This window comes from Prevotella sp. KH2C16, assembly GCF_900113305.1.
In the GTDB taxonomy this organism is placed as follows: domain Bacteria; phylum Bacteroidota; class Bacteroidia; order Bacteroidales; family Bacteroidaceae; genus Prevotella.
On record NZ_FOOW01000006.1, the window covers coordinates 147,084 to 169,431 of the forward strand.

The 22,348-nt window shown below is 55.4% G+C and carries 21 protein-coding genes; 10 read left to right on the forward strand and 11 right to left on the reverse strand.

The genetic code is table 11. The features are described from left to right. Positions 1–59: 59 nt before the first annotated feature. The gene (coaW, locus tag BM114_RS06285; protein ID WP_092111532.1) at positions 60–911 is read right to left on the reverse strand and encodes a type II pantothenate kinase; all 852 of its coding nucleotides are present in this window, start codon (positions 909–911) and stop codon (positions 60–62) included. An 87-nt stretch (positions 912–998) separates the two neighbouring features. Between coaW and BM114_RS06290 the strand changes: the two genes are divergently transcribed. From BM114_RS06290 to ligA, 3 genes are read left to right on the forward strand one after another with little or no spacing between them, the layout of a single operon-like run. Beyond that, positions 999–1,817 (forward strand): N-acetylmuramic acid 6-phosphate etherase, encoded by an 819-nt coding sequence (locus BM114_RS06290; RefSeq protein ID WP_092111534.1) that lies wholly within the window; start codon positions 999–1,001, stop codon positions 1,815–1,817. Beyond that, positions 1,814–2,479 carry a B3/B4 domain-containing protein gene (locus BM114_RS06295; RefSeq protein WP_092111537.1) on the forward strand — a complete coding sequence of 222 codons (666 nt, stop codon included), beginning with the start codon at positions 1,814–1,816 and terminating at the stop codon, positions 2,477–2,479. Before BM114_RS06290 ends, BM114_RS06295 begins: the two co-directional genes overlap by 4 nt. After that, positions 2,480–4,465 carry an NAD-dependent DNA ligase LigA gene (ligA, locus tag BM114_RS06300; protein ID WP_255406447.1) on the forward strand — a complete coding sequence of 662 codons (1,986 nt, stop codon included), beginning with the start codon at positions 2,480–2,482 and terminating at the stop codon, positions 4,463–4,465. 99 nt (positions 4,466–4,564) lie between these two features. On the opposite strand, the gene BM114_RS06305 is transcribed toward ligA, so the two are convergent. Continuing rightward, entirely contained in the window at positions 4,565–5,311 is a 747-nt protein-coding gene (locus BM114_RS06305; protein ID WP_092111539.1) for a nucleoside-specific channel-forming Tsx family protein, read from the reverse strand. 187 nt (positions 5,312–5,498) lie between these two features. On the opposite strand from BM114_RS06305, the gene trmD reads away from it, so the two are divergent. The 3 genes from trmD to BM114_RS06320 are packed head-to-tail and all read left to right on the forward strand — an operon-like array spanning position 5,499 to position 7,383. Beyond that, complete coding sequence (trmD, locus tag BM114_RS06310) at positions 5,499–6,176, forward strand: tRNA (guanosine(37)-N1)-methyltransferase TrmD (RefSeq protein ID WP_092111541.1); 678 nt, start codon at positions 5,499–5,501, stop codon at positions 6,174–6,176. A gap of 13 nt (positions 6,177–6,189) precedes the next feature. After that, positions 6,190–6,699 (forward strand): DUF805 domain-containing protein, encoded by a 510-nt coding sequence (locus BM114_RS06315; protein WP_092111544.1) that lies wholly within the window; start codon positions 6,190–6,192, stop codon positions 6,697–6,699. 21 nt (positions 6,700–6,720) lie between these two features. Then, the gene (locus tag BM114_RS06320) at positions 6,721–7,383 is read left to right on the forward strand and encodes a DUF805 domain-containing protein (protein ID WP_092111546.1); all 663 of its coding nucleotides are present in this window, start codon (positions 6,721–6,723) and stop codon (positions 7,381–7,383) included. Between the two features lie 125 nt (positions 7,384–7,508). On the opposite strand, the gene BM114_RS06325 is transcribed toward BM114_RS06320, so the two are convergent. Beyond that, on the reverse strand, positions 7,509–8,354 hold the full coding sequence (locus BM114_RS06325) for a patatin-like phospholipase family protein (protein WP_092111548.1): 846 nt from the start codon (positions 8,352–8,354) through the stop codon (positions 7,509–7,511). An 87-nt stretch (positions 8,355–8,441) separates the two neighbouring features. Between BM114_RS06325 and BM114_RS06330 the strand changes: the two genes are divergently transcribed. The 4 genes from BM114_RS06330 to BM114_RS06345 all read left to right on the forward strand — a co-directional run bounded on the left by BM114_RS06330 (position 8,442) and on the right by BM114_RS06345 (position 14,914). Further along, complete coding sequence (locus tag BM114_RS06330; RefSeq protein ID WP_092111550.1) at positions 8,442–9,842, forward strand: aminopeptidase P family protein; 1,401 nt, start codon at positions 8,442–8,444, stop codon at positions 9,840–9,842. A 25-nt stretch (positions 9,843–9,867) separates the two neighbouring features. Next, positions 9,868–11,076: a C1 family peptidase gene (locus BM114_RS06335; protein WP_092111552.1), complete on the forward strand. Its 1,209-nt coding sequence runs from the start codon at positions 9,868–9,870 to the stop codon at positions 11,074–11,076. Between the two features lie 210 nt (positions 11,077–11,286). Then, positions 11,287–13,020: a single-stranded-DNA-specific exonuclease RecJ gene (gene recJ / locus BM114_RS06340; RefSeq protein WP_092111554.1), complete on the forward strand. Its 1,734-nt coding sequence runs from the start codon at positions 11,287–11,289 to the stop codon at positions 13,018–13,020. Continuing rightward, on the forward strand, positions 13,004–14,914 hold the full coding sequence (locus BM114_RS06345) for a RecQ family ATP-dependent DNA helicase (protein WP_092111556.1): 1,911 nt from the start codon (positions 13,004–13,006) through the stop codon (positions 14,912–14,914). The genes recJ and BM114_RS06345 overlap by 17 nt, the downstream gene beginning before the upstream one ends. Before the next feature lie 114 nt (positions 14,915–15,028). On the opposite strand, the gene BM114_RS06350 is transcribed toward BM114_RS06345, so the two are convergent. The 8 genes from BM114_RS06350 to BM114_RS06380 form a co-directional block, all read right to left on the reverse strand. Beyond that, positions 15,029–15,814 carry an acyl-[acyl-carrier-protein] thioesterase gene (locus tag BM114_RS06350; RefSeq protein WP_092111558.1) on the reverse strand — a complete coding sequence of 262 codons (786 nt, stop codon included), beginning with the start codon at positions 15,812–15,814 and terminating at the stop codon, positions 15,029–15,031. A gap of 79 nt (positions 15,815–15,893) precedes the next feature. Further along, positions 15,894–17,027, reverse strand: coding sequence for an OmpA family protein (locus tag BM114_RS06355; protein WP_092111561.1), 1,134 nt, complete (start codon positions 17,025–17,027; stop codon positions 15,894–15,896). A gap of 228 nt (positions 17,028–17,255) precedes the next feature. Beyond that, positions 17,256–17,720 carry a MaoC family dehydratase gene (locus BM114_RS06360; RefSeq protein ID WP_369808402.1) on the reverse strand — a complete coding sequence of 155 codons (465 nt, stop codon included), beginning with the start codon at positions 17,718–17,720 and terminating at the stop codon, positions 17,256–17,258. 27 nt (positions 17,721–17,747) lie between these two features. After that, a complete protein-coding gene (locus tag BM114_RS06365) occupies positions 17,748–18,653 on the reverse strand; it encodes a M48 family metallopeptidase (protein WP_092111595.1) in 906 nt (301 codons plus the stop codon). A 102-nt stretch (positions 18,654–18,755) separates the two neighbouring features. Then, positions 18,756–19,379, reverse strand: coding sequence for a hypothetical protein (locus BM114_RS06370; RefSeq protein WP_092111567.1), 624 nt, complete (start codon positions 19,377–19,379; stop codon positions 18,756–18,758). A gap of 351 nt (positions 19,380–19,730) precedes the next feature. Further along, positions 19,731–21,596 (reverse strand): fibrobacter succinogenes major paralogous domain-containing protein, encoded by a 1,866-nt coding sequence (locus BM114_RS06375; protein WP_143089268.1) that lies wholly within the window; start codon positions 21,594–21,596, stop codon positions 19,731–19,733. Between the two features lie 74 nt (positions 21,597–21,670). Further along, complete coding sequence (locus BM114_RS14335; protein ID WP_177207064.1) at positions 21,671–21,835, reverse strand: hypothetical protein; 165 nt, start codon at positions 21,833–21,835, stop codon at positions 21,671–21,673. A 200-nt stretch (positions 21,836–22,035) separates the two neighbouring features. Continuing rightward, on the reverse strand, positions 22,036–22,348 hold a 313-nt coding region (locus BM114_RS06380; RefSeq protein ID WP_143089269.1), incomplete at its 5' end, for a transposase.

The window sequence follows — 22,348 nt, forward strand, 5'->3', positions numbered from 1 at the left end:
TTCCCCCCTACGGGAGGGGGTTAGGGGGAGGCCGGAGAGGCTCGGGGAGAGGTTTCCCCTTACATCCTCCCCTTTGGGGAGGCTTGGAGAGGTTTCACATAGCACAGTGCCGCCCCGATGGCGGTGCAGAACTCCGAGTACTTGGGAATGACGAAGTGCACCTTGTAGAGCTTCTCCAGACCCGGGAACACCTCCTTGCACTGGGGCAGCAGCGTCAGGTTGCCTATGAGCACGAAGTCGCGTATGCCCGAGTTGAGCGACGCCAGGATGGTGCCCGAGCCGATGGTCTGCAGCACGGTGGTAATGATTCCCTTGGCGATGTCCTCACGCGAGGCGTTGCTCTTGGCATTGCCGAAGAGCGAGGCCGTGGCGTGCTTGGGCAGTCCGGGCAGCGGATAGGGGCTGATGTCGCCTATCTGTACATCGATGTTGGCCAGGTCGCCCTGCATGGCGAGCGAAGTGATAGTGCGCACATCGTCGGTCTTGAGCATGATGCGCGAGAGCCCCATGAGTGTTCCTCCGCCCACGCCGATGCCCCCGATGTGGCGGATGTCGTCGCCCTTGCACTGCACGAACGAAGTTCCCGTGCCCATGGAGACCACGATCATGTCGTCGAGGTCGGTCTCATAGCGCGCCCCCAGTCCGTCGGCCACGAACTCCTCGGCCTTGTCGGTGGGCAGTCCGTAGATGGGTTGGTCAATATATGCCGCCCCTACGCCCGTGATCATCACCCGCTCGATGTCGCTGAGCTGCAGCTTGTTGTCTATCAGATACTTGCCGAAAGCCCCGTAGAGCGAGGTTACGGGGTCGGTGGCCTTGATGCGGATGGGCGAGACGACGATGCCGTCTTCATTGATTCCCACGATCTTCGTGGTGCTGATGCCCACATCGATTCCTATTACGATTGCCATGGCTTGTGGATTTTTGTCTGCAAATATAATAAAAAATCATGGAGCGACGGCGGCAATCTGAGAATATTTTCGTAATTTCGCATCGACATGGACAAAAGAATCACAGAGCAGCCCTCCCGCTACGACCACCTGGAGCGCATGCCGGTGGGCGAGCTCATCGCGGACATCAACCGCGAGAACCGCGGCGTATCCGACGCCATAGATCGGGCGTTGCCTCAAATAGAACGCCTCATCACGGCTGTCGTGGAGAAACTGCGGGCGGGCGGAAGGCTCTTCTACTGCGGCTGCGGAACGGGCGGACGCCTCGCCATCCTCGACACCATCGAGGTGCAGAACACCTATACCTCGCCGCCCGAGATGATACAGGCCGTGTTTCCCGGTGGCGTAGGCGACCTGCTGAACACCACGGAGTCGAAGGAAGACGACATCGACGGCGGATGGCGGCAGTTACAGGAGCACGGCATCTCACGGCAGGACATCGTGGTGGGGTTCTCCGCCAGCGGCACCACTCCCTTCGTCCTGTCCACCCTGAGGCACTGCCGCGCGGAAGGCATCACCACGGGCTCCATGGTCGGCAACCCCGATGCGCCTGTGTCCGAACAGTCAGACTATCCCGTCGTGGTGCTCACAGGGCCGGAGTTCGTTACCGGCTCCACCCGCATGAAGGGCGGCACGGCGCAGAAGATGGTGCTCGACATGATCAGCACCGCCTGCATGATACGCCTCGGACGGGTGGAAGGCAACCGCATGGTGAACGCCAAGGTCATCAACCGCAAGCTCCTCGACCGCGCCGTGCGCCTCTTCATGGAGCGCAACCCACAGTATACCGACCGCCGGGAGGCTGAAGCCCTCCTTAGGAAATACGGTAGCGTGAAAAAAGCTGAACAAACCATCAACAGACCATGAACATCATCGTATCACAGGAAATAGAGTCAGTATGCCCCGGGTTCGTGGGTGCCTGCGTGGAAGTCAATGTCGTCAACACGCCCTATTCGGAGGGGCTGTGGCGGGAAATCGACGCGCTCGGCGCACACTATCGCGACACCCTGAACACCGAGACGCTGAAAGAGATGCCCGCCATAGCCGCCACGCGCCGCGTCTACCGCGCCTGCGGCAAGGACCCCTCGCGCTACCGACCCTCCGCAGAGGCCCTCATCCGCCGTATGCTGCAGGGCAAGCGGCTCTATCAGATAGACACGCTCGTAGATCTCGTCAACCTGGCGAGCATCCGCTTCGGCTACAGCATCGGGGGCTTCGACGCCGACAAGCTGGAGGGCGACACGCTCACCCTAGGCATCGGACGCGCCGGAGAGCCCTACGAGGGCATCGGACGGGGACTGCTCAATATAGAGGGACTGCCCGTTTACCGCGACGCAAGCGGAGGCGTGGGCACTCCCACCTCGGACAACGAGCGCACGAAGATTGAACTGCAGACCACCCGACTGCTCGCACTCGTCAACGGATACGACGGCCGGGAAGCCCAGGTGTGCGCCACGGCGGAATACATCCTGCAGCTGGCCGACAGCTATTGCGAGGGAACGGAAGGCAAATACTTTATATATAGGTAAATGGAAGACAAACAGGAAATGATGCGCAGCCTGATAGCGGAGCTCAACCAGGCTGCCGACGCCTACTATAATGGGCGGGGCGAACTGATGACCGACTATGAGTGGGACGCCAAGTTCGACCAGCTGAAGGCATTGGAACAGGAGACGGGCGCCATGCTCCCCGACTCGCCCACCCACAAGGTGTCGGAAGACAACATTGCCGGACAGAAGGAGGAGCACGAGTTCGCCGCCCTCTCCCTGGCCAAGACCAAGAAGCCCGAAGAGCTGGCCAAATGGGCGGAAGGACGCCCCGTGTGGCTCTCGTGGAAGCTCGACGGCCTCACGCTGGTGGTTACCTACGACGGCGGCAGGCTCACGAAGGTGGTAACGCGCGGCAACGGGCACATCGGGACGAACATCACGCACCTGGCTCCATCCATCAACGGCATTCCGCAGAGCATCCCCGCACAGGGACATGTGGTGATTCGGGGCGAGGCCGTCATCTCCTATGAGGACTTCGAACAATTCAACATGGAGAGCGAGGAGGAGTATGCCAACCCGCGCAACCTAGCCTCGGGCTCGCTCACCCTTAAAGATCCGGAGGAGGTGAAGCAGCGCCGCATCCGGTGGATACCGTTCACGCTGGTCTATGCCGACGACGAAATCAAATCGTGGGGGGCACGTATGGACTTCCTCGAACAGAACGGCTTTCACACCGTAGAGCACGAGTTCATCGGCCAGCCCACGCTGCAGAATATTGAAGAGACAATTGACCGCTGGACGGAAAAGGTTACACGGCGCGCCTGCCCCTACCCCGTAGACGGACTCGTCATTACCTACGACGACACCGTCTACGCCCAGACGGGCTCCGTAACGGGGCACCACGCCACACGGGCGGGCTATGCCTTCAAGTGGCAGGACGAGAGCGCGGAGACCGAACTGGAGCACATCGAGTGGTCGTGTGCCGCCAACACCATCAATCCCGTGGCCGTGTTCCGCCCCGTAGAACTGGAGGGAACCACCGTGCGCCGCGCCTCGCTCTGCAACATCAGCGAGTGCGAGCGGCTGGGCATAGGCGGCGAAGGCAGTCGGATAAGTGTCATTAAAGCCAACAAAATCATCCCGAAGATCATCCGTGTGTCGCAGTCCGTGGGAGCGTTTACCGTACCCGGGGAGTGTCCCGTGTGCAAGCATCCCACGGAAGTGTCGGTGAGCGAGACCAGCGGAACGAAGACCCTGCGCTGCACCAATCCCGACTGTCCTGCCAAGCAGCTGAAGAAATTCGTGCGATTCGTGTCGAAGGAGGGCATGGATATCGACGGCATCTCGGAGCAGACGCTGGCTAAGTTCATCAACCTGGGCTGGGTGAGCGAACCAGCCGACCTCTATCACCTGCGCGACCACGCCGTGGAACTCTCCCAAATGGAGGGCTTCGGCGAGCGGTCGGTGCACAATCTGCTCAACTCCCTGGAGTCCTCGCGCAAGGTGGAAGCACGCAAGCTGCTCTACGCCCTCACCATCCCGATGTGCGGACAGGATGTGTGTAAGCGGCTGCTGGCCGCCTACCCGCTCGAAAAACTCGTCGAGGAGGCCATGAAGACAGAGGACCCCACCTTCTTTGCCACCATCAACGGCATCGGTCCGGAGAAGTCGGCGTCATTCGTCAGCTGGTGCAAGGAGGAGCACAACATCGCCATGCTGCACCGCCTGCTCGGCGAGCTGGAACTGCACGAGGAGCAAGCCGCCGCGTCAGGCAACCGCTGCAGCGGTCTCACCTTCGTCGTTACGGGCGAGGTCTACCAGTATAAGAACCGCAACGAGCTGAAGGCCTACATCGAGAGTCAGGGCGGCAAGGTTACCGGTTCGGTGAGCAAGGCCACCGACTTCCTCATCAACAACGACCTTGAGAGCACCAGCGGCAAAAACCAAAAGGCGCGCCAACTCGGCACGCCCATCATCTCCGAAGCGGAGTTTTTCGAAAGATTTGGGGGAACGAATGAGGAATAAAGGAGTAAGGGAATAAGGAGTAAGGATAAAAGACTTCACTCCCATACTCTTTACTCCCCTATCCTTACTCCTCTACTCCATACTCCTTACCCCTCTCCATCAGAATGTCCACTTCGCCGCGAGGGTCGGGAGGGCATAGAACTTGTCATTGCGTCCCTCCTCATTCCACACGAAGTTGTTGGAGACTTCCACCTCCGTGCCCAGGCTGAGGTTAACACCCTGCCAGCCCTTGAGCGTGTTGAGGTTGAACCAGAACTGCGGCTCGCTGACGAGGATGAGGTTGCCGCGCACGCTGCGGTCGTACCACAGGTCGCAGAAACCGCTGAAGGTGCAGAGCCCATTGGCGAAGTTCACACCCCACACCTCGGTGAGCTGGAAACCGCTGAACGGCCGTGCGCCGGTGTGTCCGTTCTTGAAGGTGTAACGATACATGGCCTGCACGGAAAAGGTTTTCGAGAAATCGGCGCTGTGCCAGTTCCATGCACCGCCGAGCAGGGCCACATGCTGGAAGCGGTTGGCATAGTAGGAGTCGGCCATGTGGCCGCTGGTGAGTCCGCCGTTATACTCGATGTGGGCGGCAAACTGCTTCCGCTTGTCGAGATTGAACTCGCGGCTGATCTCCCAGTAGGCTCCCATCACGCCGTCGCTCTTATAGTCGAGGTCGGTGAAGAAGAAGGTACTGCCCCAGCGGTCGGGCTTGAACATCTCGACGGTGGTGGTCAGGTCCTGCCGTGGCGACAGGTCGTTGTAGAGCTGTCGGCCGAGGTCATAGTGCAACTGAATGTTCTGGGCAAAGGTCAGCGAGCACAACAGGAGCGCCGCTGAAAGGCTTAGAATTCTTTTCATCTTTAGTATCTATCGGTTATTAATTGGGCGCAAAGATATATAAAATATACGAGACGACGGCTTTCCCGGCGCAAAATTATCTCAACGGGCCACTCTCTTCCCAGAGGACAGCCTGCCACCCAGAGGCAAAAAAAGCATGGTTTGCTTGCATTTTTCATGCTTTTGCACTATATTTGCACCTATAATTATGAGAATAGATATTATCACCGTACTGCCCGAAATGCTCCAGGGTTTTGTTAATGAGTCGATTTTAGCCCGCGCGCAGAAGAAAGGACTGGCTGAAATCTGCCTGCACAACCTGCGCGACTACACAACGGACAAGTGGCGCCGCGTGGACGACTACCCCTACGGGGGCTTCGCCGGAATGGTGATGCAGATAGAGCCCATCGACCGCTGCATCACGGCCCTGAAGGCCGAGAGAGACTATGACGAGGTAATCTTCACATCGCCTGACGGCGAGCGGTTTGACCAACACATGGCCAACGACCTCTCCCTGAAGGGCAACCTCATCCTGCTCTGCGGACACTACAAGGGCATCGACCAGCGCGTGCGCGACCATCTCATCACCCGCGAGATTTCCGTGGGCGACTATGTGCTCACCGGCGGCGAGCTCGCTGCCGCCATCATCGCCGACGCCGTGGTGCGCATCGTGCCCGGAGTGATCAGCGACGAACAGAGCGCCCTCTCCGACTGCTTCCAGGACGACATGCTCTCCGCACCCATCTACACGCGCCCCGCCGAATACAAGGGCTGGCGCGTGCCCGACATCCTGCTGAGCGGCAACGAGGCGAAAATCAAGGAATGGGAAATAGAGCAGAGCCTGGAGCGCACCCGACGGCTGCGCCCCGACCTGCTGAAGAAATAAAATACACCTTACCATGAAGTATACTGCCAAACCGCGACTCTCCTTCCGCGAGGCCCTGAAGAGTGCCTTCAGCGACCTCGGAGGCTTTGAGCGCAAGCGCGTGCGCCGTTCGGAATACTGGTGGTGCATGCTGGCCGGCGCCCTCTATGTGGGTGCGTTCGACCTCATCAGATACATTCTCGAAGACCTCTTCCACCTCAACCTCTCCCATCTGCTCATAGACCTCATCTTCGTCGCCGTGAGCATCGTGCCCATAGGGCTGTGGGTGATGGAGAACTACGGCCGCCTGCACGACACAGGGCGGCGCGACAGCTGGCTCGCGGGCATCTTCCTGCCCCTCGCCGCGGCTGTGGTGGTCTACATGGCAGCCTGGCCCTCGCCGTTGGTGCGGTGGGCGGTGTGGGGCCTGCTGGCCGTGGCCGCCGTCTTCAGCGTGGTCTGCATCGTCTTCTGCCTGCAGGACAGCGACAAGGGCGAAAACGACTACGGCCCCTCGCCCAAGTACACTCCGGAGGATGAATAACCCCTAAAACATATATCCATTATGAAGACCTACACCATCTACAAGCCTACCCGGTGCAACCGCCCGGTAGAGTTCACCGAGGCTCTAAGGCTCTCGTTCCGCAACATCTTCAACTTCAAGGGCCGCGCCCGCCGCTCGGAATTCTGGTGGACCACCGTCGGCGTCTATCTCATCACCCTCGTGGTCTACCTCCTCGCCATGCTCATAGGAGCAGGGACGGCCGGCTTCGCCGACCTCTTCCAACCCGAGAGCGTCGTTTCGGGAAGCCTCTCCGCCTACGGCATCGTCATCGGCGCATGGGCCATAGTGGCATGGATACTCATGTTCGCCCTCTCCGTCCGCCGCCTGCACGACACCGGCCACAGCGGCTGGCTCATAGGCACGGCCTACCTGCTGGGCTTCGCCGGCTTCACCATCGTCTTCATCGGCACGGGCATTAGGAATTCCCTCTCATTGACGACCATAGGCATGCTCGTCTTCGCCGTCTACCTCTTGCTCGCCCTCTACATCTTCTTCCTCACCATCTTCGACAGCGATGTGGAGGAAAACAAGTACGGCCCCTCGCAGAAATATGCCGTGGAGGAGACCAGAGCTGCCGGAAACACAGCCGAAGACGATATGGAACAGACTTCCGAGAAGATTCCCATGGACGAGCCGATTCCAGCAGGGGCAACAGAAGAATAAATACTGATAATCATAAGATTACAAACAGCAATTCTTTTAGCCGTTAAAAGCCCGCCTTTTAACGGCTAAAAGGTGAATAAAAAGTGGCTAAAAGGAAAGTAAAAGGCCGCTGGAAGGAATCCTCCTTACGGCATCCGCGCTTTGCAGAAGGCCTCTCCGAGCGTATAGCCTTCCTCGTAGAGAGCCTCGAGCTTCACCACATCCTTTTCCATCCGGCCCACTACCACGGGCTTCTCGGGACGGATGCAGACAATTTGCCCCGTCCGCTCGAGCTGCTCCACGAGGTCGAGCTGGTCGTTGTAGGTTTTGATGCGGCGGCTCAGCACTGCGCGCAGGCGGGGATAGTTCTTGTAGACGAAGTGGGGAATGCGGATGTCGCGCCCCTCGCTGCGATAGCCGCGGTTGCGCGTGAGCACCACCACATTCTTCGGATGACCCGTCTCCATGGCGCGGAGCACAGGTATGGAGTCCACGATGCCGCCGTCGAGCATCGGGATGCCATCCACCCTGACGATCTTGCTCACATAGGGCAGACTGCTCGAGGCGCGCACGATGTCGAGTGCCTTCTGCCTGTCGTGCGACTCATGGAGATACATCGCGCGCCCCGTGAGGCAGTTGGTGGTTACCATTTCGAACTGGTCGGAATAGCGGAAGAAGGTGTCGAAGTCGAAGGGAATGAACTCGTTAGGAAACTTGTCATAGAGCAGCTTCTGGTCGAAGATGCAACCCTGCGTTACCAGATGGCGCAGCCCGATGTAGTCGTAGCGCGCCAGATAGTCGATGTTGGAGATGCGTGCGCGGCGCGGCTGACGGCTGATATACGACATGCCGTTGCACGCCCCGGCCGAGACAGCCACCACATAGGGGAAGTAGAGGCCGTATTTCATGAAGGCATCGAGCACGCCGCTCGTGAACACGCCCCGCATGCCGCCCCCCTCGAGCACCAGTCCCGTATTTGAATCAATTTGCATAGGCACAGATAAATTTGTCCCCAAAGTTACTCATTTCTCCTTTATTTTTGCTAACTTTGCGACTGATAAATACTAAAAACTCCAAAAATGTTCAGCAAAGAGACCTATATCCAGCGCCGCAACGAGCTCAAGCGGCTCGTCGGCAGCGGTATCATCGTGTTATTCGGCAACAATGAGTCGCCCTGCAACTATCCCAGCAACGGGTATTATCCATTCCGCCAGGACTCCACCTTCCTCTATTTCTTCGGAATCCAGAGAGACGGCCTGGCAGGCGTCATCGACATCGACGCCGATCGGGAGACCCTCGTGGGCGACGACATCGACATAGAGGATATCGTTTGGTACGGCTCCGTGGACAGCGTGCGGGACCTCGCCGCCTCGGTGGGCGTGGAGCACACCGCCCCGATGAGACTGCTTCAGGCTGTCTTCGACGAGGCACGGGCCAAGGGACGCACGGTGCACTACCTGAATCCTTACCGTTATGACAATAAGCTGCAACTCTTTGACCTGACGGGCATCCACCCCAGCCGCCAGAAGGCCAGTGCTTCCATGGCACTCATCAAGGCCGTGGTGAAGATGCGCTCCACGAAGACACAGGAGGAGATAGAGGAACTGGAGCGCGCCGCGGCGATAGGCTACAAGATGCACACCACAGCCATGCGGCTCACCAAGCCCGGCGTAACGGAGAAATACATAGGCGGGCAGGTGGACGGCATAGCCCACTCCTACGGGGCACAGGTGAGCTTCGCCACCATCTTCTCACAGCACGGCGAGATCATGCACGGCAATCCCTCGATGGCAAAACTCGAGGACGGGCGCCTCGCCCTGTGCGATGCGGGAGCCGAGACCATCAACAACTACTGCTCCGACAACACCCGCACCTATCCCGTGAACGGCCGCTACAGCCAGCGCCAGCTGGAGATTTACTCCATCGTGGAGGCCTGCCACGACCACGCCCTGCAAGTGGCACGCCCCGGAGTGAAATACATGGATGTGCACTTCGCCGTATGCCGCCTGATGTTCGACCGCCTGAAGGAGCTCGGACTGGCCAAGGGCGACACCGACGAGGCTCTCCGCGCCGGTGCCCACGCCATGTTCCTGCCCCACGGATTGGGCCACATGATGGGCATGGATGTGCACGACATGGAGGGACTCGACCAGGTCAATGTGGGCTTCGACGAGGAGACGCGTCCCATACTCGACCAGTTCGGCACCAACGCCCTGCGCATGGGACGCCGCCTCGAAGAGGGATTCGTGGTTACCGACGAGCCGGGCATCTACTTCATCCCCGCCCTCATCGACGACTGGAAGGCATCGGGACACTGCGCGGAGTTCCTCAACTTCGACAAGATAGAGACCTACAAGGACTTCGGCGGCATACGCATCGAGGACGACCTGCTCATCACCGCCGACGGTTGCCGGTTCCTCGGCAAGGACCGCATACCCTACCATCCACAGGATGTGGAGGCTTTCATGGCGAACAACTAACACAAACAACATAAAACAAAACCAAATGAGAAAAGTATTATTGCTGGCACTGGCTGCCCTGATGACCATGGGCGCAAGCGCACAAGGCGAGAAGAAACAGGACAAGAAGAACGACAACAAGCCTGTATTCACCACCATCAAGGAAAACAAGATTACCAGTATCAAGGACCAGAACCGCTCGGGCACCTGCTGGAACTACTCCACGCTGAGCTTCTTCGAGGCCGAGATCCTGAAGGCCACAGGCAAGACCTACGACCTCTGCGAGAGCTTCGTGGCCAACAAGACCTATATGGACCGCGCTGTCCAGGTGGTGCGCCTCCACGGCGACTGCCAGTTCGCACAGGGCGGAGCAGCCTACGACCCCCTCTACTGCATCCAGCACTACGGCATCTGCCCGGAGGATGCCATGCCCTTCCCCGGCAGCCTCTACGGCGACTCGCTCAATAACTTCAACGAGTTCTTCTCCGTGCTGGAGCCCTATGTAGCCTCCGTGGCAAGAAGCAAGGCACCGAAAATATCCAACCAGTGGAAAGTGGGCATGCAGGGCATCCTCGACGCTTACCTCGGCAAGTGCCCCGAGAGCTTCACCTATCAGGGCAAGAGCTACACCCCGAAGAGCTTCGCCGCAAGCCTCGGCCTCGACTGGAACAACTATACCACCTTCACCAGCTACACGCACCACCCCTTCTGGACAGCCTTTGCCGTCGAGGTGCAGGACAACTGGCGCAATCCCCTCTCGTGGAATGTGCCCATGGACGACATGATGCGCATCATCGACAACGCCATCCAGCAGGGCTACACCGTGGCCTGGGGCGGCGATGTGTCGGAGGAGGGCTTCACCCGTCAGGGCCTCGCCTATGCCTACGACACCAAGAAGATGGAAAGCCTCGCCGGCAGCGACATGGCACGCTGGCTCAAGCTCTCGAAGACCAAGAAGGCAAGCCTCGTGGACTCCCTGGGCTGCAATGTGCCCGAGCTGAAACCCACGCAGGAGATGCGCCAGGAGCGATTCGACAACTGGGAGCTCACCGACGACCACGGCATGCTCATCTTCGGTATCGCCAAGGACCAGAACGGCAAGGAATACTACATGGTGAAGAACTCCTGGGGCGAGACGGGCGATTATAAGGGCATCTGGTATATGACCAAGGCCTTCATCGCCGCCAACACCATGGACTTCATGGTGAACAAGAACGCCGTGCCCAAGGATATCCGAAAGAAGCTCGGCATCTGATGACACGGAGCCTCCGGGAAGTCGTACGATCGTGAGCACACGGCTCGCACGCCGCATCCCCGAAACAGGAAGCTGACGAAATTACGGCAGATTGTGAAAATTTAAAACACAATCTGCCGTTTTCTTGTATTTATTTCGTAACTTTGGGCACGGATGTTTGCAGACTTGCAAAATCCGCCTCGGAAACGCAAGGAAATAAAGACAATATAAATGCACTTCAAATGGAATTACCAATCACCTACACCAGAAGAAAGACAAGCAGCTAAGGAGCTGGGAGAGAAGCTCAACATGAGCCCCATACTGGCCCATCTGCTGATTCGCCGCGGCATCACGACGGAGTCGGCAGCCAAGCGTTTCTTCCGCCCGCAGCTGGCCGACCTTATCAATCCCTTCCTCATGAAGGACATGGATGTGGCCGTTGACAGACTCAATGATGCCATGGGGCGCAAGGAGCGGATACTGGTTTACGGTGATTACGATGTAGACGGATGCACGGCCGTAGCGCTGGTGTATAAATTTCTGCAGCAGTTCTATTCGAACATCGACTACTACATCCCCGACCGCTATAACGAGGGCTACGGGGTGAGCAAGCAGGGAATAGACTACGCGAAGGAAACGGATGTGAAACTGATTATCATTCTCGACTGCGGCATCAAGGCTATCGAGGAGATAGCCTATGCCAAACAGCAGGGCATCGACTTCATTATCTGCGACCACCATGTGCCGGACGAGGCTCTGCCCGAAGCCGTGGCCATTCTCAACCCCAAGCGTGAAGATGACAGCTATCCTTTCAAGCACCTCTGCGGATGCGGCGTGGGATTCAAGTTCATGCAGGCCTTTGCCAAGAACAACGGAATCCCCTTCTCGCGCCTCATTCCCCTGCTCGACTTCTGCGCGGTCAGTATAGCCGCCGACCTGGTGCCCGTGGTGGACGAGAACCGCATCCTCGCCTTCCATGGACTGAAGCAGTTGAACCAGAATCCCAGCATCGGGCTGAAGGCCATCATCGATATCTGCGGCCTGAACAACCGCGAAATCTCCATGAGCGACATCATCTTCCGCATAGGTCCCCGCATCAATGCGTCGGGGCGGATGGAGAACGGAAGGGAAAGCGTAGACTTGCTCGTGGAAAAAGACTTCGGCACGGCGCGCAGCAAAGCCAAGCACATCGACGAATACAATGAGCAGCGCAAGGATATCGACAAGCAAATGACGGAGGAGGCCAACCAGATCGTGTCGCGGCTGGAGAACCAGAAACACCGGTCGTCTATCGTGCTCTACGACGAGAACTGGAAGAAAGGCGTCGTGGGCATCGTGGCATCGCGACTCACGGAAATATACTTTCGCCCCACCGTGGTGCTTACCCGCGACGGCGAGTTTGCCACAGGGTCAGCACGCAGCATTGCCGGATTCGATATCTATTCCGCCATCAAAAGCTGCAGGGACATGCTCGTGAACTTCGGTGGCCACACCTATGCGGCCGGCCTCACACTGCGATGGGACCAGGTGAAAGAATTTCGCCAGCGGTTCCAGAAATATGTAGAGGAACACATACAGCCTGAACTCACCGAGGCCACCCTGAACATCGATACGCAGATAGACTTCAAAGACATCACCAAGAAGCTGCACAACGAGCTGAAGAAATTCTCCCCTTTCGGACCGGGTAACATGAAGCCGATTTTCTGCACCACCGATGTCTACGACTACGGCACGAGTAAGGTGGTGGGTCGCGAGCAGGAGCACATCAAGCTCGAACTTGTAGACTCCAAGTCGAGTGCCGTAGTCAACGGCATCGCCTTCGGCCAGAGTGCCGCCGCACGGTATATTAAATCGAAGAGAAGCTTTGACATCGCCTATACCATAGAGGACAACATATTCAAGCATAATGCCGTTCAACTGCAAATAGAGGATATCAGGCCGACTGAGGATGAAGAGCTTTCTTGACATACTGCACGAGAACTTCGGCTATCCCGACTTTCGCGGAATCCAGAGGGAAATCATCGAAAGCATCGGCGGTGGCAGGGATACGCTCGGCCTGATGCCTACGGGCGGCGGCAAGTCGATTACTTTTCAGGTACCCGCCCTCGCGCTGGAAGGGGTGTGCATCGTCATCACCCCACTCATCGCCTTGATGAAAGACCAGGTAATTCACCTCCGTGAACGCGGCATCCGCGCCGCCGCCGTCTACTCGGGGATGTCGCGGCAGGAAATCATCACCACGCTGGAGAACTGTGTCTTCGGGGGTTTCAAGATTCTCTATGTATCGCCCGAACGCATCGGCTCCGATCTCTTCAAGGCCAAGCTCAGGCACATCAAGGTGAGCTTCATCACCGTCGACGAGGCCCACTGCATCAGCCAGTGGGGCTACGACTTCCGGCCGTCCTACCTGCAGATTGCCGAAATTCGCAAGCTAAAGCCCGGCATCCCCGTGCTTGCGCTGACCGCCACGGCCACTCCCGAAGTGGTGGACGATATTCAGGAGAAGCTGGAGTTCAAGGAAAAGAATGTCTTCCGCATGAGCTTCGAACGCAAAAACCTGGCCTACATCGTACGGAAGACTCAGGACAAATATCAGGAACTCGTTCACATCCTCCAGTCGGTAGAAGGCTCCTCCATCGTCTATGTGCGAAGTCGGAAACGATCCAAGGAAATCGCGCAGCTGCTGGAGCAGAACGGGCTGAGTGCCGTCTACTTCCATGCAGGACTTGACTCCGCCGTCAGAGACACGCACCAGACCCTGTGGCAGAATGGGGAGAAACGCGTCATTGTGGCTACCAATGCCTTCGGCATGGGTATCGACAAACCGGATGTGCGACTCGTAATCCACTTCGACTGCCCCGACTCCATAGAGGCTTACTTCCAAGAAGCCGGACGGGCGGGACGGGACGGGCGGAAAGCTTACGCCGTGCTGCTCTACAACGGCAGCGACAAGCGCAAGCTGGAGAAGCGTATTGCAGACAACTTTCCCGCAAAAGACTATATCAGGGATGTCTACGAGCATCTGGCCTACTATTATCAGATCGGGCTCGGAAGCGGGCGGGGCTGTACGGGCGAGTTCAATATAGACCGGTTCTGTAGCACCTATAAATACTTCCCCATACAAGTAGACTCCTCGCTGAAAATCCTGCAGAGGGCGGGCTACATCGTCTATGAGACCGACCCGGACGCAAGCGCAAGGGTCAGATTCCTCCTAAGCCGCAACGAACTCTACCGCCTCGAGGCCACCACGCGCCACGAGGAAGCCGTCATCACGGCCCTCCTGCGCAGCTACGGCGGCCTCTTCACCGATTACTCGTATGTAGACGAAGCCTACATAGCCCAGCAGGCGGGGCTGAAACGCCAGCAGGTATACCTTATATTAAAGGGACTCTCGGAGCGGCACATCATCCATTTCATCCCGCAGCGCAAGAGCCCCTACATCACCTATTCGCAAGCCCGCGAGGACATCGAGAGGCTCCGCCTTCCTAAAGAAGTCTACGAAGAGCGCAGGGAGCAGTTCATCCGACGGATTCGCGCCATGGAGCACTATGCCGACAACGACGACGAATGCCGTAGCCGGCAGCTCCTGAACTACTTCGGAGAAACCCGGGCCACGGATTGCAACCAGTGTGATGTGTGCCTCGAGCGGAAGACCGATCAGCTCTCGGCGGGCCGCCTCCGGAATCCTGTTAACCAAATCATGCAGCTCCTGGCCGACGGCAAGGAGCATCTGATTACCGACCTGCTGCGGCTCCAGCTCCCCGATAGGCAGCTGGAGGGCGCCCTCCAATATCTGGTTGCGGAAGAGAAGGTCGTCGTAAACGGCAGCCTGATCAGCAGAACAAAAGAAAAGAGGTGACCCTCACGAGCCATCTCTCCTACAATAAAACACTACGTACAAAAGTTATAAAAATCTGATTTGTAATTAAATCTGGTACAAAGATAACGATTTGATTTTATTTCTCCAAATTTTTTAGCAGATATTTGCAAACTTCGCCTTACTCCGGGCCACTTCCACAAGCTCCCCGCCATCGCCTTCTCGTGCGCCCACATGCTTGACGATACGGATGCAATACTCATTCGCCGCCGTCTCCTCCATATAGAAGCTCAGCTGGTCGCCGCCATGAGCCTCAGCCACATAGGCCATCTCGAAGCGTTTCAGGAAATGCGCCCGATACCAGTCGAGCGGAAAGAGGTCGAGCACATGCTCGATATACTTCACGCTGTTGATGTGCCCGTTCATGTCCACATCGTTGTAGTGAGTCTCGATGGTGCGCACGAGACGGGCCCGCTCCGTCATCTTCACCCTCGATGGGCTGGCTATCGGGCAGGGCTTGTCTGTCTCCACATACGCATGGATAAGTCCGTTGTGCACCTGCAGGATGTCGGTGGGCTGACGCGTTTCCGTGTCTATCATGGCCCACACGCTGCGGCCGTAGCCGAATACGGATCCGTCTTCGCCGCTCACCTTGAAATTTCGGCTCGTGAAGTATTTCATGGCGCCCTCTACCCAAGTCTCCACGAAGAACCTGTCGTAAGCCCGCGGCATGCTCTCCATCTCGATGGCCAGGCGCGAGAGCACCCAGGTGCGGTGGATGGTGGAAAGATAGTTCATGCCGAAAGAGCGCTCGTTAGAGTGAAAGTCAGCCGCATTAAGCATGTGATTTCCCAGATGCCCCATGAAGAGATGCTGCGAGAAGTCGCAGTGGAAAGGCTCTGCCAGAAACGGATATCGCCCTACTTTGCTCGGTGTTTGCATGCTATTGTTCTGATTTTATGAAAAGAATCCCGATACTCTTACCGAGCATCGGGACCCTTCTATGGATTTGTTTTTTCGATTACTTTACATATACGATAGCCAGACGGTTAGAGGTTGTACCCTGTACGCCCTTACCGAGAGCCTCGTCAACTACTACGCCCTTGTTCTTGAGGTAAGATGCAACTACATCTGCACGAGCCTGTGAGAGCTTGTCGTTGATTTCCTTAGAGCCCTCTGGAGATGCGGTACCTACAATCTGTACATGCTTGCCTTCTGCAACACCGTCAAGAGCCTTCTTAGCCTCCTTGGTGAGAGCTGACTTGCCCTGAGCGAAGGTTACGAATACGAGGTTCTCAACTTTAACTTCCTGTACAGGAGCAGCAACTTCCTTCACAACTTCCTTCACAACCTCCTTAGGCTTTCTGGAGAGCTGATCGCGGAGATCGTTGATGGTAGAGTTCAGAGCGTCAATCTCTGCCTGGTCGCGGAGTTGGGCAATCTTGAAGTTGTGAGTACCGTTAGAGTTGCCGAACTTGTAAACGATACCCGCGTTCAGCTGGAACATAGCCTTGTTGATATTATACTCTACATGATCATAGTCACCCATGTCATAGTGTCTGTCAGCTGTATGAGTGTTCGTTTCCAATGCGTCAACATTACCTCTGTCGTTCAGACCCCATACAACAGCTGGCTCAACATATATCTGCCATGCCTTGTTGGCACCGAGGTTGAAGGTGAAATCAAGACCTGCCTTAGATGTCAGGTTGTCGTGATTGATAGCCTCTCTGCCATTGGCACCCTTGTAAGCATCAGAATTGCCGAAGAGATGACCCCAACCGAGACCATACAATGCAACTACTTCGAATGCGCGCGGCTCACCAGGATAACCACCAAACCAGTTGCTCAGGTTCACAGTACCTAGCAGGCTTGTGTTTACCAGGCGGACAACCGTACCCGTAGAGGCATAAGGCTTGTTAGAAAAGTAAGCGTTGCTCTCAGCAGCGAGACCAAATACAGGTGTGAACCAGCGGCCAATGCGGAGACCAGCATTGGGATTCAGATTGCCAAGCCACTTGTTCTGAGTCATCTTTGTAGCAACTCCACCATTGATGCCAATGTAGAAATTGTCGAATGTCTTGCTCTCTTCAACGGTCTGAGCGTTGACTGAGACTGCCATTAGAGCAGCTGCGAACAATAAAACTAATTTTTTCATTTCTCTAAAAATTAAATATTAAAATGTTTATAATAATCCTTTTATCATTAAGATTTCCGGGTGCAAAGTAATGAAAAATTCATGAGACCACCAAATATTTTCAACAAAATCGCATATTTTAGGCGACAATGGGGCTAAAACTGAACATAAATCAAGAGTTTTTAGCATGTATTTACATCCTTTCGCCCGTTTTCCGCCCTATGCACCCCTCTGGCACGCCTGCTATCCCTATACCTTATTAAAATAGTAGAGGAAGGTGGCGATGCCCTCAAGGGCCGGCTTGCGCTGCCCCTCTATTTCGATCTTGAAGGCGATGCCAGCCTTGCAGATGCCTCGCAGGTCGGCGATGTCGTGCAGCGTGGCCACGAGGCGAAGGCGGCTGCCCGTAATAACGGGCTGTCCGAAGCGCATCTGATCCATGCCGTAGTTCACCTGCATTTTAAGGTTGTTCACCTGGATAATCTCGTTCCAGAAGTGAGGCAGGAGCGACAGCGTGAGGTAGCCGTGGGCTATCGTGCTCTTATAGGGGCTCTCCACACGAGCCCGCTCCGGGTCTACATGTATCCACTGATGGTCGAGCGTGGCATCGGCAAACTGATTGATGCGCTCCTGATCCACCTGAAGCCATTCCGAGGCTCCCAACTCCTTGCCTAACTGTGCGGCAAGTTCTTCATAAGAATTGATTTCTATCATCTTGATACCTATTATGCATTGGAATCTCTATTTTCTTCTGGCAGAGGTCTTCCGTGCGGTTGTCTTCTTCTTTGCAGTTTTCTTCTTTGCAGTCGCGGCGGACTGAGTGGTCGTAGCCACCTTGTTGGAGGCCTGATAATACTTCAGCGCCTCGGGCATGTCTCGCTGGAGGGCAGCGATGCGCTTGGCGTCTGATGGGTGATCGCTGAATACATCGCTCTGGCTGGCGGAGTTGCCGGCGGCCATGCGCTGCCAGAACGGAACGGCCACCCGGGGATCGTATCCGGCCATGGCGGCGAAGATGAGTCCGATGTGGTCGGCCTCCGTCTCATGGTCTCGGCTATACTTCAGGTTGCGGAACTTGAAGCCCGTCTGGGCGAGTACGCCTGCAATGTTTCCAATCTCAGAGCCTACAGCGGCCCCGAGGATGCTACTGCCTATCTGTGTGGCATACTGCTGTCGATACTGCTTGGATATCTGTTCGGCACTATGCTTGGCCACAGCATGGGCTATCTCGTGGCCCAGCACCACGGCCAGGGCGGCCTCGCTCTGCGTATAGGGCAGCAAGCCCTCGTAAACCACAATCTTTCCACCAGGTAGGCAGAAGGCGTTGGCACTCTTGTCCTGCACCAAATTAAACTCCCAGCTATACTGGCCCACTTCATTGGACAGACCGTGGCTACGCAGATAAGACTCTACCGCATTGGCCAAGCGTCTGCCCACGCGCTGCACCATAGCCGTATTAGTAGCGTTGGCAGACTTCTTCGTTTTGGCCATATAGGAATTATATTCCTTGAGGCTCATGCTCATAATTTCAGCATCTGAAATCAGAAGATTCTGCTTTCTACCGGTTATAGGTACTGTACGAGTAGTCCCGCATGCCGCAAGCAGCGAGACCAACATCGTCATTAATAAAAATTTAGCTGTCTTCATCATTATTTTTAATTATTGTGCTTGTTTCTTCAGTCCTAAGCAAAAAGTGTGCCAAACCGTCCGGCCGATGCCCACAGAGGGGCCTTCGCGTCCGTCCGGGCCTCATTCGCGGCAGATGTCCACCTCAAACCCGTGCCCTCCCATCAGCTCCGAGGGGAAGATGCGGAATCGGCTGCCCTCCTTGTGAAAGGCCTCGTCATCGGCCTTATAGTAGTTCAGCCCGTGAATCTGCATAAGCAGCTCATCGTAGGCCGCACGATCCGCCACCACCAGCATAACGATGTTGGACGACTCCGGCTGATAGCCGCAGGCCACCAGCAGTCGGTTAGCATCCCTGCTCCGCGCCCTGACCATACTGCCCGTCTCGTCGAGCTCGCAGTCGTAGGCATAGGCCATCACCTCCCCGTCCTGCTCCTCGAAGCGATAGCGCTCCTTACGATAGCCCATGCCCGTCATCAGGCGGTCGAGCGCACGCTCATCCTTCAGGCCAACCACTTTGCCGCCCTCCACCATTACCAGTTCAGCTATATACAGCATCTGGCGCACCGAGACGCTGTGGTGAGAGCCCTCCGAGGGCGGCACCTTGCCCGGCAGAGCTGCGGCGTCGTGGCGTCCTGTCAGTCCCGAGTCCTCCTCCGACCGCCCCTCGCCCCCCGCCATGCGGATGCCGGCTATGACTGCCGCCACCAGCGCGAGGAGCATCGCCCATCTCGTCAGTTTCTTCATCCGTCTTTACTTTTACGCTGCAAACATATAAAAAAATGTTCGGAATCGCAAGCTTTTTTCCCCGAAAAATCACTTTCTTTCCGGGGCTGCTACTGCCAGAAAAGTAAAAGACGGCCTTTTACTCACCTTCTAACGGCTAAAAGACGAGCTTTTAGCCGTTAGAAGCCCGCCTTTCAGCGGCCTTTTACTTTGCAGGTTTTTACAAGGTTCAGCATTTCTATCATTACGCATCATGGAAAGACAAGTATAAAAAAAGCGAGATGCCCAAATAAAAAGGTATCTCGCTTCCGATTTATAATGCAAAGAAGTCTTCATCAAGACTCTTCACTTTATTCTTTATCTGCCTGCTGTTTATTCCAGAGCGTTCAGGAACGGGCGGACGACCACATACTGGTTGTTTTCCTGGGGAACGGGGCCTGTACCGGATGTAGCCTGGAACTGGATGACATCGTAATGGGTGCCGGATAAGGTTGAAGTCATATACTTCGAGGCATCTCCGGTTTCATTGGTTAATCCGATAACACCAAGTGCAGTTGATGGGGTGCTTCCTGTCTGCAGCTGGCTATTGATATTTCCTGTCGCATAGCCGCAGGCCGGCAGTTCAACGGTACGATCTTCATTATTGCTCGTATTCCAATAGCTCTCGTCGGAAATCTGGTCCAGCGTTACCTCCTGGCTCTCGCCAATATAACGCGCCGTTATCTTCAGCGTTACGCCGGTAGGATTGTCTGCCGTCGTCTTTTTGCACAATTCGTAGCGATAGACGGCACGCTTGGAATTATCCGCCATGGCAGGGTATTGGGCAGAGCTGGTATTGCTCTTCTGGAATCGGATGGCATAAACTATATTATTTCCATTGGGAAGTGTTTTTCCCCTGTACTGTGAATGGAAAGTATTCTTCTCGCTGTTAATCAATATACGCTCTTCAGCCGTCCTTTCAGAGAAATCGACAAAGGTGAGAACATGGCTCACAGTACTGGGCGAGAACACAGCCAGCCATTCTTCCGTAGTTGGAATATGGTAACCCTCGGGTACGACGGCATCAGGATTTTCATTTGAGGTTTGTGGGAGATAATAGCCCGATGTGAGGCTCGAGTTTTTCGTGGCAAGCACCTTAGGCGTGGGCGACACATTGTATTCGCCTACATACTCAGGAGCAGTCTTGAAGCGCAGGATGTCCATGTCCACGCGCATGAACTTGCCCGAGCGGATGGTAGCACCCACCTTGGCGGAGATATAGGAGAATTCTTTCTGCGTCTTTGCCTGTTCCATCGATACATTCCAGCGCTTTACCTTGTAGTCGTCGCATGAGATACGCATGGACTTATTCTGTACCACATTGTTCCCTTCCACGGGCATTCCCCAGAAGTAGGTATAGATGGTATGGGTAGAATGTTCCCCGTCGGCGGAAGCCGCAATGTCTTGGTTTACATGATGAGGGAATGCGGTATGATAGTCGTTTGTTCCCTCGATGGTTGTCCGCTCCCACTTAGCGTAACCGTCGGTATCTGTCGCCTTGGGGTCGAAAGTGCCCTCGGGAGTCATGTTCGTAGTAATAACTGTAATGTTGTTCACATGGATGTTGCGCTTCATGGTATTGCCGATACGGATACAAATAAGCGTACCCATGACTTTCATATCGAGTTTTCCGACGAGCATGCCGCCAGAAATCCTGACATCCGTCCACTTCGATGCAAACGGCACGCGTATCTTGTTGCCATTAGTGCCCACCTCGTCGTCTATATCCGGGTCGTAGGCAAACGATACCTTGCCATCGCCCGTTACCGTACCGCCTCCGCCAATGGCCATCAGCTCATAGGCACCGTCGTCCGGTGTTGCTCCCCCACCGATAAAGGCGATTGGCTTTTGATGGATTCTCAACGAGGTAACGCGGCCGTTTTTTTCGCCGGGCGTCCATCCCAGGTCGAACCTACGGATAGCGGTTTCTCCCTTTTTGCGCAAGAAGAAATGGGTAGTCCAGTCAGTATCAGCCGGCTTAATGTTTACCGAACCGATATTTCCAACCTTTCCGTCTTTTTGTTCCACTTCGAATCCCATTGAGCGAGTCAAGGTTTCAGCCTCGTTGTTCATTGCGCCCGTGAGGTCTATGGTCAATGCTGCACCCTGTTCCGACTGCACAAGCAGTTCTTCTTCATTTGAACACGAACTTATCAGCGCAAATAACAGCAAGGGCAATAAATATAGTACCTTCTTCATGTTTTCTGTTGTTTTAATGTTTTTATTTAATTGTTCTGTATATAGAAGCATAATGAGACATAGGGTAAAAGCGCTTACAAATCGCCGTCATTCTCATTCTCTTCTCCGCCATCTTCAAATTCATGCAACTGTCCATCAAGGCTGCCAGTCAACATGATGCAGCCGTCCAAGGCTGTTGCAATCACCTCAATAAATGGAGACACATACTCTTTTTTGAATACTTTTTCTTCTTTTTCCATACCTTTCTAATTTATTTGAATTAATTATTTGGATTATTTGAATTATTTACTTTTTATAAATTGACGATAGGGCCTGGAAATGCGACGATGCGTTTGTGTGTTAGCAAATATTCAAGCCACCCAAAAATAATATGTTAAAAATATCAGAGAAACAAATGTTTCCTGGCACAGTTGCAAATATCCGTGGCAATAACATTTTGTTATCCAAAGATCATCGTCGTTCTATACATGAAGAATGGCAGGTCTTGTACTCCACGGAGCTGTGCTCTGAAGCCTTTCAACTTTGAGTTTAGAGATTCTGCATGAGCATTAGTTGATCTGTTGATGAAGTAGTTTAGTACTTCTTCCTCCTTGTATTTGATAGCATCCCTTGCAGCCTTCACTTCACGCAAAGTGCATGCTGAGACCTTCTGATACCAATCATGCAGTTTATCCTTTGCTGCAGTCCGATTAATATCCTTGCTACTAAATATGCATCTTAGGCTACAAATAAGCGTATATGCATCCTTTATC